This is a genomic window from Rhodococcus jostii NBRC 16295 (assembly GCF_001894825.1).
Lineage (GTDB): Bacteria > Actinomycetota > Actinomycetes > Mycobacteriales > Mycobacteriaceae > Rhodococcus_F > Rhodococcus_F jostii.
In genome coordinates this window covers 28,520-47,934 of the sequence record NZ_BCWY01000072.1, presented here as the reverse complement: position 1 = coordinate 47,934, position 19,415 = coordinate 28,520, and the positions used below count along the sequence as shown (strand labels likewise).

The following is a 19,415-nucleotide window of genomic DNA, read 5'->3' as shown; positions in this document are numbered from 1 at the left end:
CTCGGCGCGGGCCGCGGCCCGCAGCGCCGCGGCCATCTCGGCGGCACCCTCGAGGGCGACGGCGCCGATGATCTCGCGCTTGCCGCGGAAGTGGCTGTAGAGGACGGGCTGGCTGTATTCGATGCGCTCGGCGAGCCGGCGGGTGGTGACCGCGTCCCAGCCCTGCTGCTCGGCGAGTTCGCGGGCCGTGGCCAGGATGAGGCGCTCGCGGCCCGCCCGTTCGCGCTCCTTGCGTTCCTGTACCGACATGACCCGATCCTAGCACCGCTAGACAAGTGAGCGGCAGTAGTACTAGCGTTGCCTCATCAGCTAGCGGCGCTAGATATCGGGAGGGTCATCATGCTCAACGCACTCGAGGTCGTCACCACCGTCGTCGTCGGTGTGATGGTGGGGGTGGAGTTCTCCGTCGCCTTCGTCATCAACCCGATCCTCAATGCACTCCCCGATGACAGTGGCCAACTCGGCCGCGCCCACGGGGGCCGGATGCTCGGCGCCGTGATGCCGGTCTGGTACATCGGCTCTCTCATCCTCGCCGCGGTCTGGGCCATCGCCGGATGGCACCACCACGGCACCGGCCTCGTCGTCACCGCCGCCGCGCTGCTGATCCTCAGCGTGATCATGTCGATCCTGCTGCTCGTTCCGATCAACAACCGGAGCAAGACGTGGACCCCTGACAACCGGCCCGCCGACTGGAAGCAGCAGATGAACCGCTGGGACCGCTTCCACTACGTCCGCGTCGCCGTCATCATCGCCGCCTTCGCCCTGCTGGTCGCCGCCGTCACCTGAGCCCGCGGGCTCACCCGCCCGGTCGTCAGCCGCAACCGCTCGGCCTGGAGGCCGATGCGCGTAGCGGAGTGGCGGGCCAGCAAGATCCCGTTCCCGTCGGTGCGGATCACCCCGGAGACCATCATCGATCTGGTCGCCGGCCCGCGCGGCCAGCCCAACGTCGACCACCTCTGCCTCACCGTGCATCCGGTCGACTGGGACGCGGTCATCAAGTCGGGCACCTTCACCGTCCTGGAGGGCCCTGTCCAGCGCTTCGGTGCCCGCGGCATCGCCACCTCCATCTACATCCAGGACCCGGGCACCAGCACCCTCGAACTCCGCTGGTAACCCCAGGACGCGGGCCCCAGCGACACCCACTGACCGATGGCGAGAGGAAGTACCGAAAATGGCCAAGCTGCAGAGTCTTGACCCGCACACGCCGATTTTCGCGCAGTTCAAGGAGAAGACCGGGCCCATCGTCCTGGCCAACACTTTCTTCGTCCCGAAGGAAAGAACTGAAGCGTTCCTGGCCCTCTTTCGGAGGCAGACCGAGTTCATGAAGGCTCAGCCGGGATTCGTCTCCCTGCAGATGCACACGGGAACGGCGGACAGTCAGCTTCTGATGAACGTCGCGGTCTGGGAGTCGACCGAGGCGCTCGCCACGGCGTTCGGCAGCCCAGAGTTCCAGCGCATGGCGGCCGAGTTCCCCGACGACATCGTGTCGTACCCGCACATCTTCGAGCAGATCGACGTATGACACTGCAGCCGCGTCCGCGCTGCCTGACCAGGCCCCATACGACGCACCAAGCTCACCAAGCTCACGAAGACTCGCAAGGAGAAGACCAATGTCGCTGAAGAAGATCAACACCGTCCTGGCCGCCGCCTTCATCCTCTTCATCCTCTGGTTCGGGGTGGAGTTCATCCTGAGCCCGGAGACGACGGCGCCGGGCTTCGGCCTGCCGAGTTGGCCGTCCGGCGGCGGCGGCTTCCTGATCGTCAAGGGAATCCGCGACGTCGTCTTGGCCTTAGTCCTGGGCATCCTGCTGGTGACGGGCCACCGCCGGGCGCTGGGCTGGGTGTTGCTGGTGGAGGCCCTCGCCGCGTACGGCGACATGGCCACCGTGCTGGCCCACCACGGCTCCGTGGCCACCGCGCTCGGCGTCCACGGCCTGACGGCGACGCTGATGGTGGTCAACGGCCTGCTGATAATGCGCGAGAACCGCCATGTCGCGGACGCTCCGGCGACGCCCGCCCCGCAGCCCGCCTGATCCCATCGGTCCAAGGTGGCCCAGGCCCCGGCTGAGCCACCTTGGCGCGTGCCGGTATTCGCGTGTCAGCGCCCGCCGGGAAAGGCGAGGCGTGACCGCATGCCTGAGATCATTGAAATGATTGCGCACCAGTATTGTCCATCCGATGCAACACCGCCGTTCTAGTTGACATAACGGCACGGTAAACTTGAGTGATAGTCGCAGTGGTGCAGTCGGTTTGGGTTCGTCTTAACCCGGAAATTGTTGGCTGGTTGTGTTGTTCAGGCAGCGGTGGCGGTCGCGGTGATTTCGTTCCACACGGCGAAGCGGGCGGTCATCTCGCGTCGCCAGTCGGACGCCGACAACATGTGCCGCCGCAGCTGGAAGTGCCTGTGATGCCGGAGAACGCGGATAGGAACCGTTGTGCCTGCCCAGGTGAGGTGAATCGCTTCATCCGGCGCTCTTGTTGTCGCGTGCACTGATGTGAGTTCTCGGCCCGATTATTCAGATACTTCGACCGGCGATGCTCGACCGAGGCCAGCATCTCGCGGTGCGCCACTTGGTAGCTGGCCAGCTTGTCGGTCACGAGCACCCTCGGCGCGTATCGCAGACCCTTGAGCAGCTTGCGGAAGAACCGCTTGGCGGCCTTGGCGTTTCGACGCGACTGGACGAGAATGTCGAGCACCACGCCGTCCTGGACGACCGCACGCCACAAATACCTCTGCTCGCCGTTGATCGGGATGAACACTTCATCGAGGTGCCACTTGTCGCCAGGGCGGGGCCGGCGGCGGCGCAGTTCATTGGCATAGGACTGGCCGAACTTCGCGCACTACTGCCGGATCGTCTCGTGCGAGACCACGACGCCGCGTTCGAACATCAGTTCCTGAACGTCACGCAGACTCAACGCGAAGCGGTAATACAGCCACACGCTGTGGCTGATGATCTCCTTCGGGTAGCGGAAGCCCTTGTACGACGAATCTGCGCTGGTCACGGTCACCCATCCTCCCAGCGGTTACCCGCACAGCCAAGTTTGACGATGCCGTATTTAGCTCGCCGCCCAGGCGCGGAGGCCACTTCCGCGGCCCGGATTCGCGATTCTGTCGAGCAGAGACGGCGGCCACGAAGGCGGATGGTCCGCTCCCTCGACGCCCCACACGAATTGATGCGTACATAGCGCGGGCGTAAGGGACTGAGCGCCGCAATGATGGGATGAAGGAATACGGTTGGCACGTCGGAATTCCTTACGATGTCGGTAGTGGCGCGTGCGTTTCGTGAGATGCCTCGGAAAACGCGGACACGCCCAGCAATCGTGACTGGGTGCCTCGATGCCGTCGGAAGTGCCGTGACGAACAGAAGGTGAGGATGAGGTCCTTCACCTCCTGGGGATACCTGCGAATCCGGCTGCTGCAAGCGAGGTCATAGAGGCGATCTTCATACTCGCGCTTGGAAATTCCGAAGTTAACCATGATGTCTTCCGGGGGTCCTCCGCCGAACGCGGACCAACGTCGGAAGAATTGCACCATGAAGTCATCTTCACGAGTGTTCGCTTGAAGTTCTTCTGGCTTGATCGTCATTTCTGCCCTCTTCCGACACCCGCAGTGCCCACGTCCTGTGCTGTTTCATCACGGCGGTCTCTACCGGCCGACACGCCGGAACAGACGATAGGCCCGTGGACATCTGACCGCATTGCGTTGGGGGATAGACCGGCAGCGCCTTTTCCTCCTCATAGGATGAGGACTGCGCCACATGCGGAGTCACTGCTTTTCCGCGACCACCCACGCTGCTATCTGGGCACGTGAGGTGAAGCCCAGTTTCGTGAGGATGTGCTCCACATGTCCCTGCGCCGTTCGGCAGGCGATGACCAGCCTGTCTGCGATTGCTCTGTTGGTAAGTCCCTCCGCTACGAGCTCGGCGACTTGGTGCTCGCGTTTGGTCAGGTGATAGTGGTTCGTACCGGCGTGCGCCGGAGGTGCCGGCGTGCCTTCGTCGAGGGCGATGGCCACCGCCTGCTCCAACGTCATCTGCCTTCCCGCCTGATAGGCGTCGTCGAAACACCTGCTGCTCAGGGTGTTACGCGCCTGGCATGCGCATTCTTCGTGATACACATGTAAGCCCGGTATGTGAACCGGTGCGCTGCCGACGCTTTCCCAGAGACCTTCTGCGGCGCCCATCAGTTGCGCGGCGTGCTCAGCTTGACCGCTCTTAGCCGCAATCCAAGCCAGTGCCTCCAGGCACCAGGCGGCGCTGAGCGGATCGTCGACGACCCGCGCCATTCGGAGTCCCTGATTGAGAAGCCCTGTCGCTCGGTCACGATTGCCGAGTTGCCAGACCTGCAGGCCGAGAACCCAGAAGGATCGGGACCGGTAGACCGATTCTCCAAGGTCGGCGCTGAGGGCGAGGGCCTCCTCATTTCGTGCGATCGCTTGTTCGGTGTCGCCGAGGAGCCCGCTGGCGAGTCCGAGTCCCTGGAGCGTGGAGATCCGTAGGAAGGGGAGGGGGTGGGTATCGAGGACGGCGAGAGCCGTGGTGAAAGACGTTGCAGCTTTTTGTAGGCTGCCGGAGTACAGCGAGTGCATCCCTTCGGCGTGGTGCAGATGCGCCTGTGCCGCTATGTCGTCGACCTGGTGGGCCGCAGTGCCGGCCGCGGAAAGTAGTTGCGCCCCAGCGGAGAGGTCACCTTGGCGACCGGCGAGCACGCTCTGAGCGCACAGTGCCCTCACAGTGTCCACCGGATGTGAGCCGTCATCGCTCGACAAAGCGATATCGAGCCATCGCCGCCCCTCGCTGAGAAGCCCGCGAGAAAACCAGAAGGGATACAGAGCGGCGGCGAAGTCAATCGAATCCGGTACCCGCTGTGCAATGCGGAATTGGAGGGCATCCCGAAGGTTCGGCTGCTCGGAATCCAATCGAAGGATCCACGTCAACTGATGCGAACTGACCCACTCGGATTCTGCCTCACGTGCCATCTGCCGGTACCAATCGCTGTGGCGGCGCCTCTGCGGCATGATGCCTTCAGCGTCATGCAGTTTCTCCCGGCCGTACTCGCGCAAGGTTTCGAGCATGCGATAGCGGACCGAGAGTCCGTCCTCCTCGCGAACCAGAATCGACTTGTCGACCAACGATGCGACGAGATCCAGGACATTGTGCGGGGCCAGGCCATCGGCGCAGATTGCTTCGGCCGCATCCAATTCAAAACTGCCGGCGAAAACCGATAGACGTGACCAGAGCGTGCGCTCCTGTGGTGTGCAGAGGTCGTGACTCCAGTCTATGCACAACCGGAGGGATTGCTGGCGGACCGGTGCGCCCCGGCACCCTCGTGAGAGCAGTCTATAGCGGTCGGTGAGTTTGTCGTAGATCTGATCTATGGAGATCGCGCGTAGGCGGACCGCGGCCAGCTCGATCGCGAGTGGTAGTCCGTCGAGCTGTTGACAGATGCGAGCGATCTGCTTCCAGTTCTCTGCTGTGAGTTCAAAGTCGGGGAGTGCGGTGGTGGCGCGGGCGAGGAACAAGGTCACCGCGTCGTACTGGCTCATCGCCTGCATCGATCGCGTTCGTCGTGAGTCTGGGGTGGCCAACGGTTGCACCCGATGGAGTGTTTCACCGCCGAGGCCCAGCGGTTCGCGGCTGGTAGCAAGGATTCGCAACTCGGGACAGGTCTTGAGGAGGGTCTCAGCGACGGCGGCGGTGGCTTCGATGAGGTGCTCGCAGTTGTCGAGGACAAGCATGCATTGGCGCGACCGGAGGTGCTCGATGAGCCCGTGAAGTCGGTGTTGGTCGGGTTGTTCTTGGATTCCGAGCGTGAAGGCAACAGTGTCGACGAGGAAGTCGCCGTCAGTCAGGTTGCTGAGTTCGATCAGCCACACACCGTCTGCGGATGCGCGATGTGATTCGGCGGCCACCTTTGTCGCGAGTCGGGTCTTTCCGACTCCTCCGGTCCCAATCAGGGTCACGAGACGCGATTCGGTGAGTAGTTTCTTTGTGGTCTTGACGTCGTGGCGGCGTCCGACGAAGGTGGTCAGGTCTGCCGGCAGATTGCCTCGGACGCGGGGGGAGGTACCCCGGCTTTGGTCCGTCATAGACGGGGCGACGGGGGGAGTCGGTGCCGGTTTGGGGTGGATGCTTTCGCCCGCGGTGTCCGTCAAGGGCGGGCGTGCTGGCTTGGTGGTTGAGGGAGTCTCGCACTTCGTGATCAGAGCCATGTCGTCTACTGGGCAACCGTTGAGACGTTGTATTCGCCGAAGTCGGCTTCCGAACTCTGCGGCTGTGGATGGACGGTCATTTGGTTTGGTTGACATGGCTCGTTCAATCTCGGCGCAGACATTGTCGGGAACTCCGAGGTTTCGTAGGTTGGGAATTGGTTGAGTAGTCGCTCGGAGGAATTGAGCGACGATCGGTTCGTCGGCCTGTCGCTCGTATGCGGCGTGGCCGGTCAGAGCGCAGAACATCGTCGATGCGAGCGCATAGACATCCGCGGAGGGAGTCGGACTAGCACCTTGCAGTACCTCCGGTGCGGTGTAGGCGAGTGTGCCGGTGATGGAGTGTCGGGTGGTCTCGACACCACCAGCGATGTGGGCGATACCGAAGTCGGCGAGTTGCGGTTCGTCATAGTCGGTGAGCAGTATGTTCGCGGGCTTGACGTCGCGATGAAGGATGCCGGCGCTGTGCGCGGCGGAGAGGGCGCCGGCGATGCGCACCCCGAGGCGAAGCGCGTCGTTCCAGGTGAGCGGGCCCTGATCATGAATCCGATTCTCGAGTGTCCCGCGGCGATGGAATTGCATTGCAATGTAGGGCAAGTCGGATGTCGTGCTTCCGCATTGGAAGACGCTGACGATGTTCGGGTGGCCGGACAGTCGGCCCATCGCTCGTTGTTCGCGCAAGAATCGTCCGAGATTCGACGATTCGAGATGCGAGGTCATGACTTTGACGGCGACAGTTCGCTCCAGGGCTGCTTGGGTGCAGCGGTAGACGGCTCCGAAGCCGCCACGCCCGACCTCTGCGGCGTCGTCGAACCCGGCCATCGCCAGTTCGTCGCGAACGGATAGTGGTGCGAATTTCCATGCTGCGGTTGCGGTGACCGAGTTCCGCGGTGTTCTGCGCGGGTGGTGGTTGCTTTTCTGGCGATGAGAAGTAGCGGGGGAGAGTTCACCTGGTGTGACTCGAATGCAGGTTGTCATGGGCTTGACCAGCTTCTGCGGGATCGTCGAAGAATCGAGCGTTCACCAGCCACAATGCTCCGGTACCCCGCGAGCGGCTACTCTCTCAGAGATAGAAGGCTGGCACGGTTTACTCCCTGGAAGATGACGCCCCGATCACGCTCGGACAGTAGAACTTGTAACCGCCATCCCACCTCGCTGGCGAAGATACCAACCCCTCGTTCCGCTCGAGACCGGTGCGGGATGTGTGTGTCCGCTCGGGCGGCGCCTCGTGGATGCAGTCCCACAACCGGTGGGGCTGCTCACCTGAAGGAGATGAATGTTGTCTACCGAAGCCCCTACCCTCGTCCTCCCCGCAGAGTTCCGTATGACGATCGGTGGGCGGTCGGTGACCGCGCCGGGGACGGCGCCGGTGTACAACCCGGCGACCGCCGAAGTGATCGCTGAAGTTCCCGTTGCGACCTCTGACCAACTCGACGAGGCCGTCGAGGCCGCTCAGGCCGCGTTTACCGGGTGGTCGGCGACACCGCTCACAGAACGTCAGGCGATCGTCTCGGCGATCGGTGACCGGCTCGAAGCCCATGCCGAAGAATTCCTGGCTTTGCTGACCGCCGAGCAGGGCAAGCCGCGTGCGATGGCCGAATGGGAGGTCTACGGCTCGATCGCGTGGTTCCGGGAGATCGCCAAGCAGTCCCTGCCCGAAGAGGTTCTCGAGGACACTGCCGAGCGCCGTGTGATCAGCCGGCACACGCCGCTCGGGGTTGTCGGTGCAATCGTGCCATGGAACTTCCCGATCCTGCTGGCGGTCTGGAAGATCGCGCCCGCCCTGGTGGCCGGTAACACCATCATCGTCAAACCGTCCCCTTTCACTCCACTGTGCGACCTCAAACTCGTCGAGCTTGCACAGGACCTGCTTCCGGCAGGTGTGTTGAGCGCGGTCAGCGGTGACGACGAACTCGGCAAGTGGATGACGGCGCACCCGGGCATCGCGAAGATCGCGTTCACCGGCAGTACCGAAACAGGCAAGCACGTGATGCGGTCCGCGGCCGGCACCCTCAAGCGGGTCACCCTCGAACTCGGCGGAAACGATCCGGCGATCGTCCTCCCGGACATCGACCCCGTGAAGGTCGCCCCGCAGATCTTCTGGGCGGCCTTCCAGAACAACGCGCAGTTCTGCAACGCCGCCAAGCGCATCTACATCCACGACGACGTCTACGAGGCTGTGCGGGACGAGTTGGTCGCATACGCACGGACAGTCGTGGTCGGCGACGGCGCCGACGCCGAGACCCAATTGGGTCCGATCCAGAACCTGCCTCAACTGCAGAAGGTGCGGGAGTACTTCGACGACTGCACGGCCAACGGCTACACCTTCGCGCTCGGCGGACAGATCGACCCGAACGCCGCCGGCTGGTTTGTTCCGGTCACGCTCGTCGACAATCCGCCGGAGGACTCGCGGCTGGTCGCCGAGGAGCCGTTCGGCCCCATCCTTCCGCTACTGCGCTGGTCGGAGGAAAGCGATGTCATCGCACGGGCAAACGACACAGTGTGGGGGCTGGGCGCCACCGTCTGGGGTGAAGACCTCGAGGCGATCGAGCGGATCGGCCGCCAGCTCGAGGCCGGAACTGTCTGGCTCAACGAGGTGCATCAGTATTCGCCGCATCAGGTCTTCGGTGGGCACAAGCAGTCCGGAATCGGTGCCGAGAACTCGCTGCACGGGCTCGCCGAATACACCAACCACCAGACCATCACGCTGAACAAGGTCCCCGACACGGTCTCGTGAGACCACCCGAGCTTGAACAACTTTCACACAGGAAGTGCAACTATGAAGACCACAGCAGCCGTCCTGCGCTCGGCGCAGGAGCCGTTGTCGCTCGAGGAACTTGACATCGACGAATTGCGCCCCCACGAGGTCCTGGTGCGCATCGTCGGTTCGGGGATCTGCCACACCGACCTCGGAATGATCGCTACCGCCGAACCTGACGCGGCTCCAATCGTGCTCGGTCACGAGGGATCTGGAATCGTGGCCACGGTCGGACAGGATGTCGATAGCATCGAGCCCGGCGACCATGTGGTGCTCTCCTACAACTGCTGCGCCGAGTGCGACAACTGCGCACGCTCACTCCCGATGCACTGCCGGGACTTCGTCCCGCTCAATTTGCTCGGTGCACGCCTGGACGGCTCGAGTGTCCTTCGTTCCGGGGGCGAACAGGTACGCGGACACTTCTTCGGGCAATCCTCGTGGGCGACCTACGCCGTGGCCAACGAACAGAACTGTGTCCGTGTTGCCCGCAATCTGCCGCTCGCGCTGCTCGCCCCACTCGGTTGCGGCATCCAAACCGGTGCCGGTGCGGTGCTGAACACCCTCAATCCGGAGGCGGGGTCGTCGATCGCGATCTTCGGGACGGGCTCGGTTGGGCTCGCCGCCCTGTTGGGGGCGGTGGTCGCCGGCTGCGGCACCATCATCGCCGTCGACATCCAGCCCGCACGCCTGGCGAAGGCCGCCGACCTCGGCGCCACCCACACCATCAACTCCGCCGAGGAGAACGTTGTCGAGCGGATCCGCGAGATCACCGGCGGAGCCGGCGCACAGTATTCGGTCGACTGCATCGGGCTGGCGGACGTCGTGCGCAGCGCGCTCGAATGTCTGCAGTCGCCGGGCGTGTGTGCCACCGTCGGATTCCAGGGCATCCCGAACGAAATCTCCTTCGACCAAGGTCATCTGCTGTTCGGCCGCAGTCTGATCGGTGTCATCGAGGGCGACGCCATTCCACAGGAATTCGTCCCCCGCATGATCGACCTCTACCAGGCCGGCAAATTCCCCTTCACCGAGCTGGTCGACACCTTCGCGTTCGGCCAGATCAACGAGGCGATCGAGGCTGTTCACCAGGGGAAGGTCACCAAGGCGGTTCTGACCTTCGACGAGTCCACCCCTGTGAACGGGGTGACGGGTGAATAATCGTGCTAGTGGCGTCCTGCCGTCGGTGGGGCCGGGAGAGATTCTCCCCTTTTCTGCGGCCCGCCACCCGGACAAGATCGCCCTCGTCGTCGGTGATACGTGCTTGACGTACCAGGAACTCGACCGAATGTCGGATGCGGTCGCGGCCGCACTTCACTCGCGCGGGATCGGTGCCCGAGACGTCTGCTCGCTCTACGCGCAGAACTGCTGGGAATGGATCGTCGCGTATCACGGCATCCTCAAAGCGGGTGCGATTGTCAATCCGGTCAATGTCATGCTCACCGGCCCGGAGTTGGCCTTCGTCCTCTCCGACTGCGAGGCTGAAGCCCTCTTCTTCGGGGCCTCCCAAACCGGCACAGTCGCGAGGGTCCTCGACGAGATGTCTTCGCTCGAGCTCGTGTGCCAGCTCGCCGGCGACGTCGGCGACGGAATCGGTGCGGTGACCTTCACCGACCTGCTCACCGCGCCGGTCGACGCAGCTCCGGCCGCAAACCCGGCGCCCGGGCCCGCGGAGCTGTGCAGCATCGGTTACACCTCCGGGACGACCGGTCACCCGAAGGGTGCGATGCAGTCGCAGCGATCGGTGCTGCTCAATTGCGCTCTGACGGCCACGATGCACGGTCGCAACTCCGACGACGTCGTGGTCACCGCTTTGCCCTCGGCGCACGTGTACGGCAACGTCGCTATCAACAGCACCTTCCTGGCCGGGGGCACGGTAGTGCTGATGGAGCGGTTCGACGCCGGGGAAGCCCTGGCGTTGCTCGAAGGAGACCGCGCCACCCTGTTCGAGGGCGTGCCGGCGATGTATTCGATGATGCTGGCACACCCGACGTTCGAGACCACGGACCTGTCCAACCTTCGCGCAAGCACCATCGGTGGTCAGACGTTCTCCCCAGAACTGCTCGATCGCTGGCAGACCAGGGCACCGGGGCCGGTGCTTGAGCTGTGGGGGATGACCGAGCTGTCCGGACTGGGAACAACCCATGCAGTCCACGCCCCACCGGTAGCCGGCTCGATCGGAGTGGCCCTACCCGGCCTCGAAGTCAAGATCGGCGCGATCGATGGCACAGACGGGGGCGTCCCGGCGGGTGAGCACGGTGAGCTGCTCGTTCGCGGCCCACTGGTGATGCTTGGCTACTACGGTCGCCCGGACGCCACCGCGGAGGCGCTCACCGACGACGGGTGGCTGCGCACCGGAGATGTTGCGTACGTCGACGAGACCGGTCACTTCTTCATCGTGGACCGGCTCAAGGACATGATCGTCACCGCCGGATACAACGTGTACCCCGCCGAAATCGAACGCGTCATCGGCGCGCATCCCGACGTCGCGCTGGTCGCCGTCGGAGGCCGACCGGATCCGGTCAAAGGGGAGATCGCCGTCGCATACGTGGTTCCGGCCCCGGCCGCGCAGCTACTCCCGCAGGACATCATCGAGCACTGCCGCGCCCATCTGGCCGCCTACAAACGGCCGCGTGAGGTGGTGTTTGTCGACGCTCTGCCGACCACTTCGTCGGGCAAACTCATGCGCCGCAAATTGGCAGATCTCGAGGGCGCCGACAGTGATCAAGGCGTTGTCCGCGCGAGATAATGGTCACACGGAACGCTATCCGCGGAGCCCATGCGGCGGTCACATATCAAAGGGCATTGTGACAAGTGCAACAGAGCAAGACGGATGTGGTCGAGGCCACCTTCCTCGATTCGATCAAAGGAGTACCAATGCAGGTTGTAGCCGAAGGGTTCAACGCCTTCGAGACGCAGAAGAGCCCGAAGGGTGAGGTCAAGTTCCTGGGCTCGCCCAAGGACGTGATCGAGGTCGTGCGGTCCGGGAAGTTGCAGGACTACATCCTGCTCGTTCGCGGTGGCACGACGACCTTCCTCACTCCGGCATTGAGCATGGGTGCTCTCGGCGTCATCACGATGTCGGGCGCTCCCGAGTCGCACCTCGGCATACTCTCTCGTGAGTTCCAGATTCCCTGTGTGATGACCGCGTACCTGACCTCCAGCGATTCGCGCTACGTCGTCGGCAACACCGACGATGCGCACTTCGAGGAGATAGCCGAAAGCCTGATCGGGAAGACCGTCCAGTTGCACTGCGACGACGCGGAGGTCGGGCGCATCAGCATCGTCAGCTGACCGCCTTCCGACCACACACCATGGGCAGAGAGGAACAACCCCCAATGAGCATCGAAATGACACCCGGTCTCCGCTCGACGTACAAGCAGCGCTATGAACCGAACGATGACGGTCTGCGGTTCCAGGATCTGGTCTTCGAGGGCAACTTCGTCGGCCAGGAGCCACTGCGCGACGGCATCCTCGGCGACAAGGTGCAGAAGCAGCGCGCCAAGAGCAAGGTCCTCGAGAAGGTCAGCAAAGAGGACGTCCTGGTCGACCAGTTCACCCTGGACGAGCTCAACGACCTCAACAACTACCTGGCCTGGAACATCTGGGACGTGCTGGTCATGCGTGCCACCGAAGGTGTCTCAGGCATGATCCCCCGCCAGGAATACGAGATCCTCGCGTTCATGCACCAGTTCTACCGGTGGCCGGAGATCCTGCGCATGACCACCGACGAGGTCGGGGCCCAGGGCATCTTGGACATCGGTGCCTCGGCGCGGCGGGAAATCGGCACCAAGGTCAACGCGGTGCACGACTGGTCGATCGGGGCTGTCGGCTTCGGTATGGGCCGCTGCGGTCTGCTTGCACTCGAAGCGATCGGGCCCGACGACTACATCGAGGAGAGCAACGAGCTCCTCAAGTTCATGCAGCGGATCGAGTTCGGCAAGCGCCAGGACGGGTACATCCTCAACTCGCAGGACCGCTACCGCTGCCAGATCCACGAGCCGGACTTCCTCGAAGGCATTATCAACCAGCTCGAAACGCTCGAGCCGGGAAGCCCGAGGCACGAATCCTTCACCCGCTTCAACGCGGCCGCCGAACTGCTGTCGTTCCTCGACCACATGGACTGCCGGCTCGGCCTCGGCGACACAGGACCGTACGAGTTGCCCAACGGCAACATCCTCATTCTCCGGGACCTGTTCGTCAACGAGCCGATCTTCCACTGGAGTGATGTGTGCGACGACGCGCAGCTCCCACACGCCTACACCGTTGCGCTCGAAATCGACCCGGAAATACTGGGACTGCAGGAAATTCGCGTCAACGACATTTCCACCACCTTCACCCGGCCGAAGAACTACATCCCCGCCATCGTCGGAGGCGCCGTCTTCGCCCGCGAGCAGTGGGACACCCCGATGTCGGATGTGCGCACCATCGCGATCGCCGACCTGGGCGCCGAGCTGCCCAAGATCCAGGACGCCACGCTCAAGATGTACGGAAAGATCTCGCGGATGTGCCGCCGGGACCTGATCTGGGCCGGCCAATACGTCTACTACGTCGACATGATCCTGCCGTACCTGCGTAAGGCCGGAACGTACGAGAAGGCGTGCGACGAATACCAGCTGTGGGAAGTTGACCAGCGCGTGTCGAACTACTACTACGACATCAGCAAGCGCGGATTCGCGCAGGAAGTCGTTCCGCAGAAGATCTTCTCCGGACAGGGCTACCTGCCCTTCGGGGAAGGCGCGGATCTGCGCCGGTCGAAGTATCGCTGGCTGTAGAACCCGTTCACCAGACCCGGGGGCGGCGGTACCGAACACTGCCGGCGCAGGCACCTGCGACCCGCCGCCCCCGTTCGATCGTTGGGAAACAACATGACTCAAACCCTGCTCGACAAACGTCTCTACGACGTTCTCAATGCCGTGGCCCTCAAGAAAATGGCGACCGCGGCCGCTGTTGCGGAGATCGTCAACCTCGGTACCGATGAGGTGCGAGGGATCTTCGCCGAGCTCGCCGAGGGCGACCTGGTCGCACTCATGGGTGAGACGGCTCTGCCCACCGACGCGTCGGGTCCGGTGCTGGTCGATTCCGCGGCCGCGATCTACGGACCCCTTCGCGACGATCCCTCGGTACTGCAAGTGGCCGACAAATTCGAGGACGTCAATTCGCGCTTCCTGCGCACCATGTCCTCCTGGCAGCAGATTGAGGTGGGCGGTCGCAAACTCGCCAACGATCACAGCGATTCCGCCTACGACGCAAAGGTGATCTCCACCATCGAGCGCCTGGTGTCCCGGCTCGAGGGGCTGCTCGAAGCCCTCGGCGAAAAGGACGAGCGCTTCCGCAGCTACATCGGTCGCTTCGAACGCTCCCTCGGGAAGGTCGACGCCGGCGACATCGCGTTCGTCTCCGACCCGACCAAGGACTCGGTGCACAACGTGTGGTTCGAATTCCACGAAGACTTGCTGCGCACCCTCGGTCGCGCGCGTAAGGAGTGAACAAGGTGAGCTCTGTGACTGTTACGACTGGACTGACGCGCGCGTTCTGTGAACCAGGCGAAATTGATCGGAATGTGCTCGGCGGCAAGGGCTACGGTCTGGTCGAAATGACCCAGGAAGGCCTGAACGTGCCCGGCGGGTACGTCATTTCCACGTCGGCCTGTCACGACTACCTCGAGCACGGTTCCATGACGACGGACCTGATCGAGGAAATCCACGGCCGCCTGAGCGAGCTCGAACAGGCGTCAGGCAAGACCTTCGGTGGCGGTCCCTTCCCGTTGCTGCTGTCGGTGCGTTCGGGAGCCCCGGTGTCCATGCCGGGGATGATGGACACCGTGCTCAACCTCGGGCTCGGCCGTGACGCGGCAATCGCGCTGGCCGACGTCACCGGCGACACCCGATTCATGGCGGACGTACTCTTCCGGTTCCACGGGATGTACGCAGAAACCGTGATGGGAGCCCTCGAAACCCCCGACCGCGACGACCTCGCCGCGCTGATCGACGGCGTCCAGGCCGACAGCCAGCCCGGACCCGTTTATGACCGGGTATGGGAGCACTGCCAGGCATTGCTGCGCGACGAACTCGACGAGGAAGTCCCCAGCGACCCCCGCGCCCAACTCATCGGCGCCGTGGAGGCCGTCTTCCGATCCTGGAACACTCGGCGGGCCGTGAAATATCGTGAGGTGCACAAGATCCCGAACGACCTCGGAACCGCGGTCGTCGTGCAGTCGATGGTCTTCGGCAACCTCGACCAGGACTCCGGCTCCGGTGTGGTGTTCACCCGCAACCCCGTCACCGGTGAACCGGGCCTGTTCGGCGAGTTCCTGGCCGCGAGCCAGGGCGAGGACGTCGTCGCCGGTATCCGCACCCCGGACCCGGTGACCGCGCTGCGCGACAGGCTTCCACACGTGTACACCGAACTGGAAAATACCTGCGCCGAACTCGAACGCCGCCGCGGTGACGTTCTCGACATCGAGTTCACTGTCGAGCGCGGCATCTTGTACATGCTCCAGGTCCGCAGCGCCAAACGCACCGCGCAGGCGGCGATCCGCATTGCTGCGGACCTGCTCGCCGAGCAGGTCGTGACCACGTCCGGTGCGCTCGCGACGCTGACGCTCGAGCAGATCCGCCAGGTCCAGCGTCCCGGATTCGACCCGGATGCCCACGCCCGTGCCCGCGAGGACGGGCGGCTGCTGGCCACCGGTGTCGGTGCCGCCCCGGGGCATGTGGTTGGTGAGCTGTACTTCGATTCCGATTCCGCGCAGCAGGCGGTCAAGGAAGGCAAGACGGTGATCCTCGCACGACCGGTGACCAGCCCGACGGACCTCCACGGCATGATCGCCGCCGACGGCATCCTCACTGCGACCGGTGGTTCGACGAGCCACGCCGCCGTGGTGGCGCGCGCACTGGGGACAACGTGCGTCGTGGGATGTGGGGCGTTGGATATCGATCCTGCCGCGGGCACCATGCGGGTGGCCGGCAAGACCTTGGCCGTCGGCGAAATCGTCTCCCTCGACGGTTCGTCGGGCGAGGTGATTGCCGGTGCCATCGAGCTTAGTGAGCCGGCGGCCGAGGACGACCGTCTCTCAGGGTTGCTCGATCTCGCACGCGAACGCGCAGGCGCGCAGGTGTTCGCCCGGGCGACGACTCCCGATCAGGCGGATCGGGCGCTAGCACGTGGGGCGACTGGGCTGGTGGCGGGAATCGACGATGTCCTGGCCACCACCGGGCACCTCGACGGGATCATCTCCGCGTTGCGCGAGGGCGAGATCAGCGATGCCAGCGCGGCCCTCGAGGCGGCTGTGGCCACCGAGTTCTCGGCGTTGTTCGCCCATGCGAGGGTGTCAGAGTTCGGGGTGCGGGCGATCGACTTCCACGCCGACGAATCCAGCGAACTGCTGCGCACGGCCGAGTTGTTCATCGCGCATCCGGAGTTGGCGTTGCCGATCGGGTCCGAGGAGATCCTGTCCGCACAGTTGCGTGGCATCGCCACGGCCGTGCGGAGCGCGGGCACAGAGTTGCGTGTGCACTTTACTGTTCGCAAGATCGCCGACGGCGGTGAGATCGCTGCGCTGGTCGCGCTGCGGGATAGTCTGCCCGACGCCGAGCGGGTCGAGATCGGTGGTTACCTCACCAGCCCACGCGGTATTGCCTCCATCGACGACATCACCGAACACAGTGATGTCGTGTGGATCGAACTGCGGGTGCTGCAAGCGGCCGTGGCCGGTATCTCGGCGCGGCATCTGCTGACCAATGAGCCGCTCGACTCGTACCTGCGGCGGGGTCTGATCACGGTTGATCCACGCGTCGAGATCGATGATCAGGTCGGCGCGCTGGTGGACACCGTAGCTGCGGTCCTTGCCCAGGATCCCGGACGCCGGGTGGGGATCCGGTTGAGCGGACCGGTCTCGGCGGAACTGGTGCAATCACTGCAGGAGCGCGGGTTCACCCGCTTCGGCGTCGACGGCGACGAGGTCCGGCCGTCGATCCTGGCTCTGGGAAAGCGAGACCGCCGAAACTAGCCTGACCGGCGTCCGAGGGTGGTACACGGTGACCGATTGCAGGTCATTGTGTGCCACCTCGGACGATTGCACGCCTGGGACCACCCAGGGACGGTGGGGGAGTTGCGCGGGGTCGAGAACAAGCGGCGGGCCACAGATCGAACTGGCGGCGGGTGGGGTGTGTGGGATAACCCGGATCGGGGGACCACACACCACTCTCAACCGGATGGCGGGTGCGATTGGCCATCGATATCGCTGACCGCCTCGGTCACCTGCAACAGTCGTAGTGCCAGGTCGGCGCGCATCCGATCTGAGTGTTGTGACAGGTCCAGATTGGTGAGTTTGCGGATCAGTTCGAGCCGGTAGGCGAGGGTCTTGGGGTGGACGAAGAGCCGTTCGGCGGCATCCTTCTGTGAGCAGTTGGCGTCGAAGAAGGTGCGGAGGGTCTTGAGGAGGGACCCGTCGGACTGCTGGTCGTATTGGAGCAGCGGCTCGGTCACCTCTTTGATGAATCCCTGTAGGTCGGGATTGTCGCTGCTCCCCAACAGGAGCCGCACGATCCCGAGTTCGTCGTACAACGACACTGTTCCCAGGCGACGGGAGGCGGCGTGCGCGGTCTTCGCCTCGCCGAATGCCGCCGGATACTCGGCCGGATCGCTGCGTGCTGAACTGACCCCCCAGGTGATGCGCAGGTCCGGGTGGCACTGGGCTGCGATCTTGTTCAATTCGTCCAGCAGGGTCCGGGCACGTTCGCGGTCCTTGATCGGGGCGAGAGCCACGATCCAGTTTCCTCGCACACTGGTCAACGTCAGCTGTGCGGGGGTGGTGCAGCCGCGGGCACCGTTGAGAACGTTGCGCCGCAAGGTGTCCGCGGCGGAGGTAGTCCATCCCTCTTGGGCCGCAATGTTGTCGGTGTTCTCGAGTACCCCGTAGACGACTCGGTGAAAACCCCGGAGCCGGATCCCCATCTGATGGGTGCGGCTGCGTGCGGCCGACCGTTGTTCCGCTGTTCCTTCCATCAGATCCCAGAGCAACTGGTCGAGCGCCTCGGCGCGGGCGGCGCTGGCCGCGCGCTGCTGGAGTTGGGTGAGTGAACAGACCATCGCGGCCTGCCCGCACGCGACCTCCATGATTTCGGTGTCCTCGTTGCCGCCAACTAAACAGACTGCACCGTACTGATTTTCGGCGGCGATGACCGGGTGAGCCCAGATTGTGCGGCCGTCGCGTGCAACGAGCTTGGTCGCACGTTGCGGGAGGACACCGTTGCGGCCGGCGACGTCGTCGAGCAGATCGGCGGTGTCGAAGGTGCGAGGAAATGTGGCCTCGACTTCGCCGGTGGCGGAGATGATGGCGACTTCGCAGCCCAGTTCGGTTCCGACGGTGCGGGCGACGGAGCTGGTGACGGCGGAGTTGGCGAGCACGATCTCGATCAGCGAATGCTGCAGGGTGGAGGAACGGTTGAGCAGTCGCAGTTGTCGTTCGAGGGAAATACGGGTGTTGTCGAGTTCTTCGACGGTGGCGCGCTGGGCGTCGTAGAGCCGACCGTTCTCGATGGCGATGGTGGCGAGGTCGGCCAGGGCCACCAGGCGTCGGACGTCTCGGTCGGTGAACGACGAGTAGCGGCGCCGCCATACCTCGAGGACACCGATCAGGTCGCCGTGCACAACCAGTGGCGCGGCCAGCGCCGAACGAGTGGCTTCCTGTTCGGCGAGGGACATGAAGTCCTTGCTGATTGTGGCGTCCTGAAGGTAGCTGTCGATTCTGGCAACCTTCCCGGTTTCGAAGACGAGGCCGGCCACGCCTTGGCCTTTCTTCATCCGCAGCCGCGCGGTGTCGATCACCCGATGCCCGGCGCAGCTGCGCATACGCAGCTCCTCGCCCTCCCGGAGAAACACGCCACAGATGTCTGATTCGGACATTCGCAAGGTCTGGTTGGTGAGGTTGAGAAGCACCTGGTCGAGGTCCTGGGCGCTAAGGATCTGATGGGCCACAGTGCGCATGACCTCGGCCTCGTCGTCGAGGGCTGCAAACTCTTCGGTGGAGGCGTGCGCCTGGGCGGTCAGGTCGATCCAGACGCACAGTTGGGCCAGAAGGGTGCGGTGAGTCGCGACCATGTCGTCCGGTACCGCCGGGTCGACGACGACGGCGACGTTGCCCACCGTGGCCGCGCGTGGCACGAGCGGTCCGGCGGCGCATTCGAGTGCGGTCAACTGTGTCTGGTCGGCGTGGGATTCGGTACCGGCGAGGGCGGACCAGTCGAGGTCGTGTCGGTGGAAGACGGTGACCGGGATGCTGCTGCCGAACGCGGTCACGACGGCTTCAGCGGCATCGGTGGCGGTATCGGGGAGGGTGGCCAGCAGGTCCCGAAGCTGCTCGACGGGAAACTCCCCGTTCAGAATCGGGCTGAACGGGGTGGCCTCTCGTGACCGGTGCGAGCTCTTCGGGTCGTCCATTTCCGCCTCGTC

14 protein-coding genes and 1 pseudogene are annotated in these 19,415 nt (G+C 64.1%); 11 read left to right on the top strand and 4 right to left on the bottom strand.

What is annotated here, in order from left to right; all coding sequences use genetic code 11:
• Nucleotides 1–249 (bottom strand): helix-turn-helix domain-containing protein (locus RJ1_RS33245; RefSeq protein ID WP_143169578.1); only part of this gene is annotated, 249 nt, incomplete at its 3' end.
• Between the two features lie 90 nt (nt 250–339).
• Between RJ1_RS33245 and RJ1_RS33240 the strand changes: the two genes are divergently transcribed.
• From RJ1_RS33240 to RJ1_RS33225, 4 genes are all read left to right on the top strand, one after another.
• Nucleotides 340–786: an anthrone oxygenase family protein gene (locus RJ1_RS33240; RefSeq protein WP_073366713.1), complete on the top strand. Its 447-nt coding sequence runs from the start codon at nt 340–342 to the stop codon at nt 784–786.
• A 54-nt stretch (nt 787–840) separates the two neighbouring features.
• Nucleotides 841–1,113 (top strand): VOC family protein, encoded by a 273-nt coding sequence (locus tag RJ1_RS33235; RefSeq protein ID WP_174695049.1) that lies wholly within the window; start codon nt 841–843, stop codon nt 1,111–1,113.
• 58 nt (nt 1,114–1,171) lie between these two features.
• Nucleotides 1,172–1,522: an antibiotic biosynthesis monooxygenase family protein gene (locus RJ1_RS33230; protein WP_073366712.1), complete on the top strand. Its 351-nt coding sequence runs from the start codon at nt 1,172–1,174 to the stop codon at nt 1,520–1,522.
• An 88-nt stretch (nt 1,523–1,610) separates the two neighbouring features.
• Entirely contained in the window at nt 1,611–2,033 is a 423-nt protein-coding gene (locus RJ1_RS33225; protein WP_073366711.1) for a DUF4267 domain-containing protein, read from the top strand.
• Between the two features lie 260 nt (nt 2,034–2,293).
• Here the strand turns inward: RJ1_RS33225 and RJ1_RS33220 are convergent.
• A pseudogene (locus tag RJ1_RS33220) lies at nt 2,294–3,003 on the bottom strand (IS6 family transposase).
• A gap of 763 nt (nt 3,004–3,766) precedes the next feature.
• Nucleotides 3,767–7,030, bottom strand: a complete 3,264-nt coding sequence (locus tag RJ1_RS33215) for a protein kinase domain-containing protein (RefSeq protein WP_275887706.1) — start codon at nt 7,028–7,030, stop codon at nt 3,767–3,769.
• Nucleotides 7,031–7,484: 454 nt separating this feature from the next.
• Between RJ1_RS33215 and RJ1_RS33210 the strand changes: the two genes are divergently transcribed.
• The 7 genes from RJ1_RS33210 (at nt 7,485) to RJ1_RS33180 (ending at nt 16,971) form a co-directional block, all read left to right on the top strand.
• A complete protein-coding gene (locus RJ1_RS33210; RefSeq protein WP_073366710.1) occupies nt 7,485–8,945 on the top strand; it encodes an aldehyde dehydrogenase family protein in 1,461 nt (486 codons plus the stop codon).
• Nucleotides 8,946–8,987: 42 nt separating this feature from the next.
• A complete protein-coding gene (locus tag RJ1_RS33205; protein ID WP_073366709.1) occupies nt 8,988–10,121 on the top strand; it encodes an NAD(P)-dependent alcohol dehydrogenase in 1,134 nt (377 codons plus the stop codon).
• A complete protein-coding gene (locus RJ1_RS33200) occupies nt 10,114–11,709 on the top strand; it encodes a class I adenylate-forming enzyme family protein (protein ID WP_073366708.1) in 1,596 nt (531 codons plus the stop codon). The genes RJ1_RS33205 and RJ1_RS33200 overlap by 8 nt, the downstream gene beginning before the upstream one ends.
• A 128-nt stretch (nt 11,710–11,837) precedes the next feature.
• The gene (locus tag RJ1_RS33195) at nt 11,838–12,254 is read left to right on the top strand and encodes a PEP-utilizing enzyme (RefSeq protein ID WP_037227921.1); all 417 of its coding nucleotides are present in this window, start codon (nt 11,838–11,840) and stop codon (nt 12,252–12,254) included.
• Nucleotides 12,255–12,298: 44 nt separating this feature from the next.
• Nucleotides 12,299–13,735 (top strand): hypothetical protein, encoded by a 1,437-nt coding sequence (locus RJ1_RS33190; RefSeq protein ID WP_143049013.1) that lies wholly within the window; start codon nt 12,299–12,301, stop codon nt 13,733–13,735.
• 93 nt (nt 13,736–13,828) lie between these two features.
• On the top strand, nt 13,829–14,449 hold the full coding sequence (locus RJ1_RS33185) for a hypothetical protein (protein ID WP_073366707.1): 621 nt from the start codon (nt 13,829–13,831) through the stop codon (nt 14,447–14,449).
• 14 nt (nt 14,450–14,463) lie between these two features.
• A complete protein-coding gene (locus tag RJ1_RS33180) occupies nt 14,464–16,971 on the top strand; it encodes a pyruvate, phosphate dikinase (protein ID WP_205415424.1) in 2,508 nt (835 codons plus the stop codon).
• Between the two features lie 197 nt (nt 16,972–17,168).
• Here RJ1_RS33180 and RJ1_RS33175 read toward each other — a convergent pair whose 3' ends face one another.
• Entirely contained in the window at nt 17,169–19,403 is a 2,235-nt protein-coding gene (locus RJ1_RS33175; protein ID WP_083400779.1) for a helix-turn-helix domain-containing protein, read from the bottom strand.
• Between the last annotated feature and the right edge of the window lie 12 nt (nt 19,404–19,415).

What these genes read in the sequence shown, in the direction of transcription:
- RJ1_RS33235 (WP_174695049.1), top strand. Translation starts at nt 841, where the DNA reads ATGCGCGTAGCGGAGTGGCGGGCCAGCAAGATCCCGTTCCCGTCGGTG.
- RJ1_RS33210 (WP_073366710.1), top strand. Translation starts at nt 7,485, where the DNA reads ATGTTGTCTACCGAAGCCCCTACCCTCGTCCTCCCCGCAGAGTTCCGT.
- RJ1_RS33215 (WP_275887706.1), bottom strand. Translation starts at nt 7,030, where the DNA reads ATGGCCGGGTTCGACGACGCCGCAGAGGTCGGGCGTGGCGGCTTCGGA.
- RJ1_RS33230 (WP_073366712.1), top strand. Translation starts at nt 1,172, where the DNA reads ATGGCCAAGCTGCAGAGTCTTGACCCGCACACGCCGATTTTCGCGCAG.
- RJ1_RS33190 (WP_143049013.1), top strand. Translation starts at nt 12,299, where the DNA reads ATGAGCATCGAAATGACACCCGGTCTCCGCTCGACGTACAAGCAGCGC.
- RJ1_RS33240 (WP_073366713.1), top strand. Translation starts at nt 340, where the DNA reads ATGCTCAACGCACTCGAGGTCGTCACCACCGTCGTCGTCGGTGTGATG.
- RJ1_RS33225 (WP_073366711.1), top strand. Translation starts at nt 1,611, where the DNA reads ATGTCGCTGAAGAAGATCAACACCGTCCTGGCCGCCGCCTTCATCCTC.
- RJ1_RS33175 (WP_083400779.1), bottom strand. Translation starts at nt 19,403, where the DNA reads ATGGACGACCCGAAGAGCTCGCACCGGTCACGAGAGGCCACCCCGTTC.
- RJ1_RS33205 (WP_073366709.1), top strand. Translation starts at nt 8,988, where the DNA reads ATGAAGACCACAGCAGCCGTCCTGCGCTCGGCGCAGGAGCCGTTGTCG.
- RJ1_RS33185 (WP_073366707.1), top strand. Translation starts at nt 13,829, where the DNA reads ATGACTCAAACCCTGCTCGACAAACGTCTCTACGACGTTCTCAATGCC.
- RJ1_RS33195 (WP_037227921.1), top strand. Translation starts at nt 11,838, where the DNA reads ATGCAGGTTGTAGCCGAAGGGTTCAACGCCTTCGAGACGCAGAAGAGC.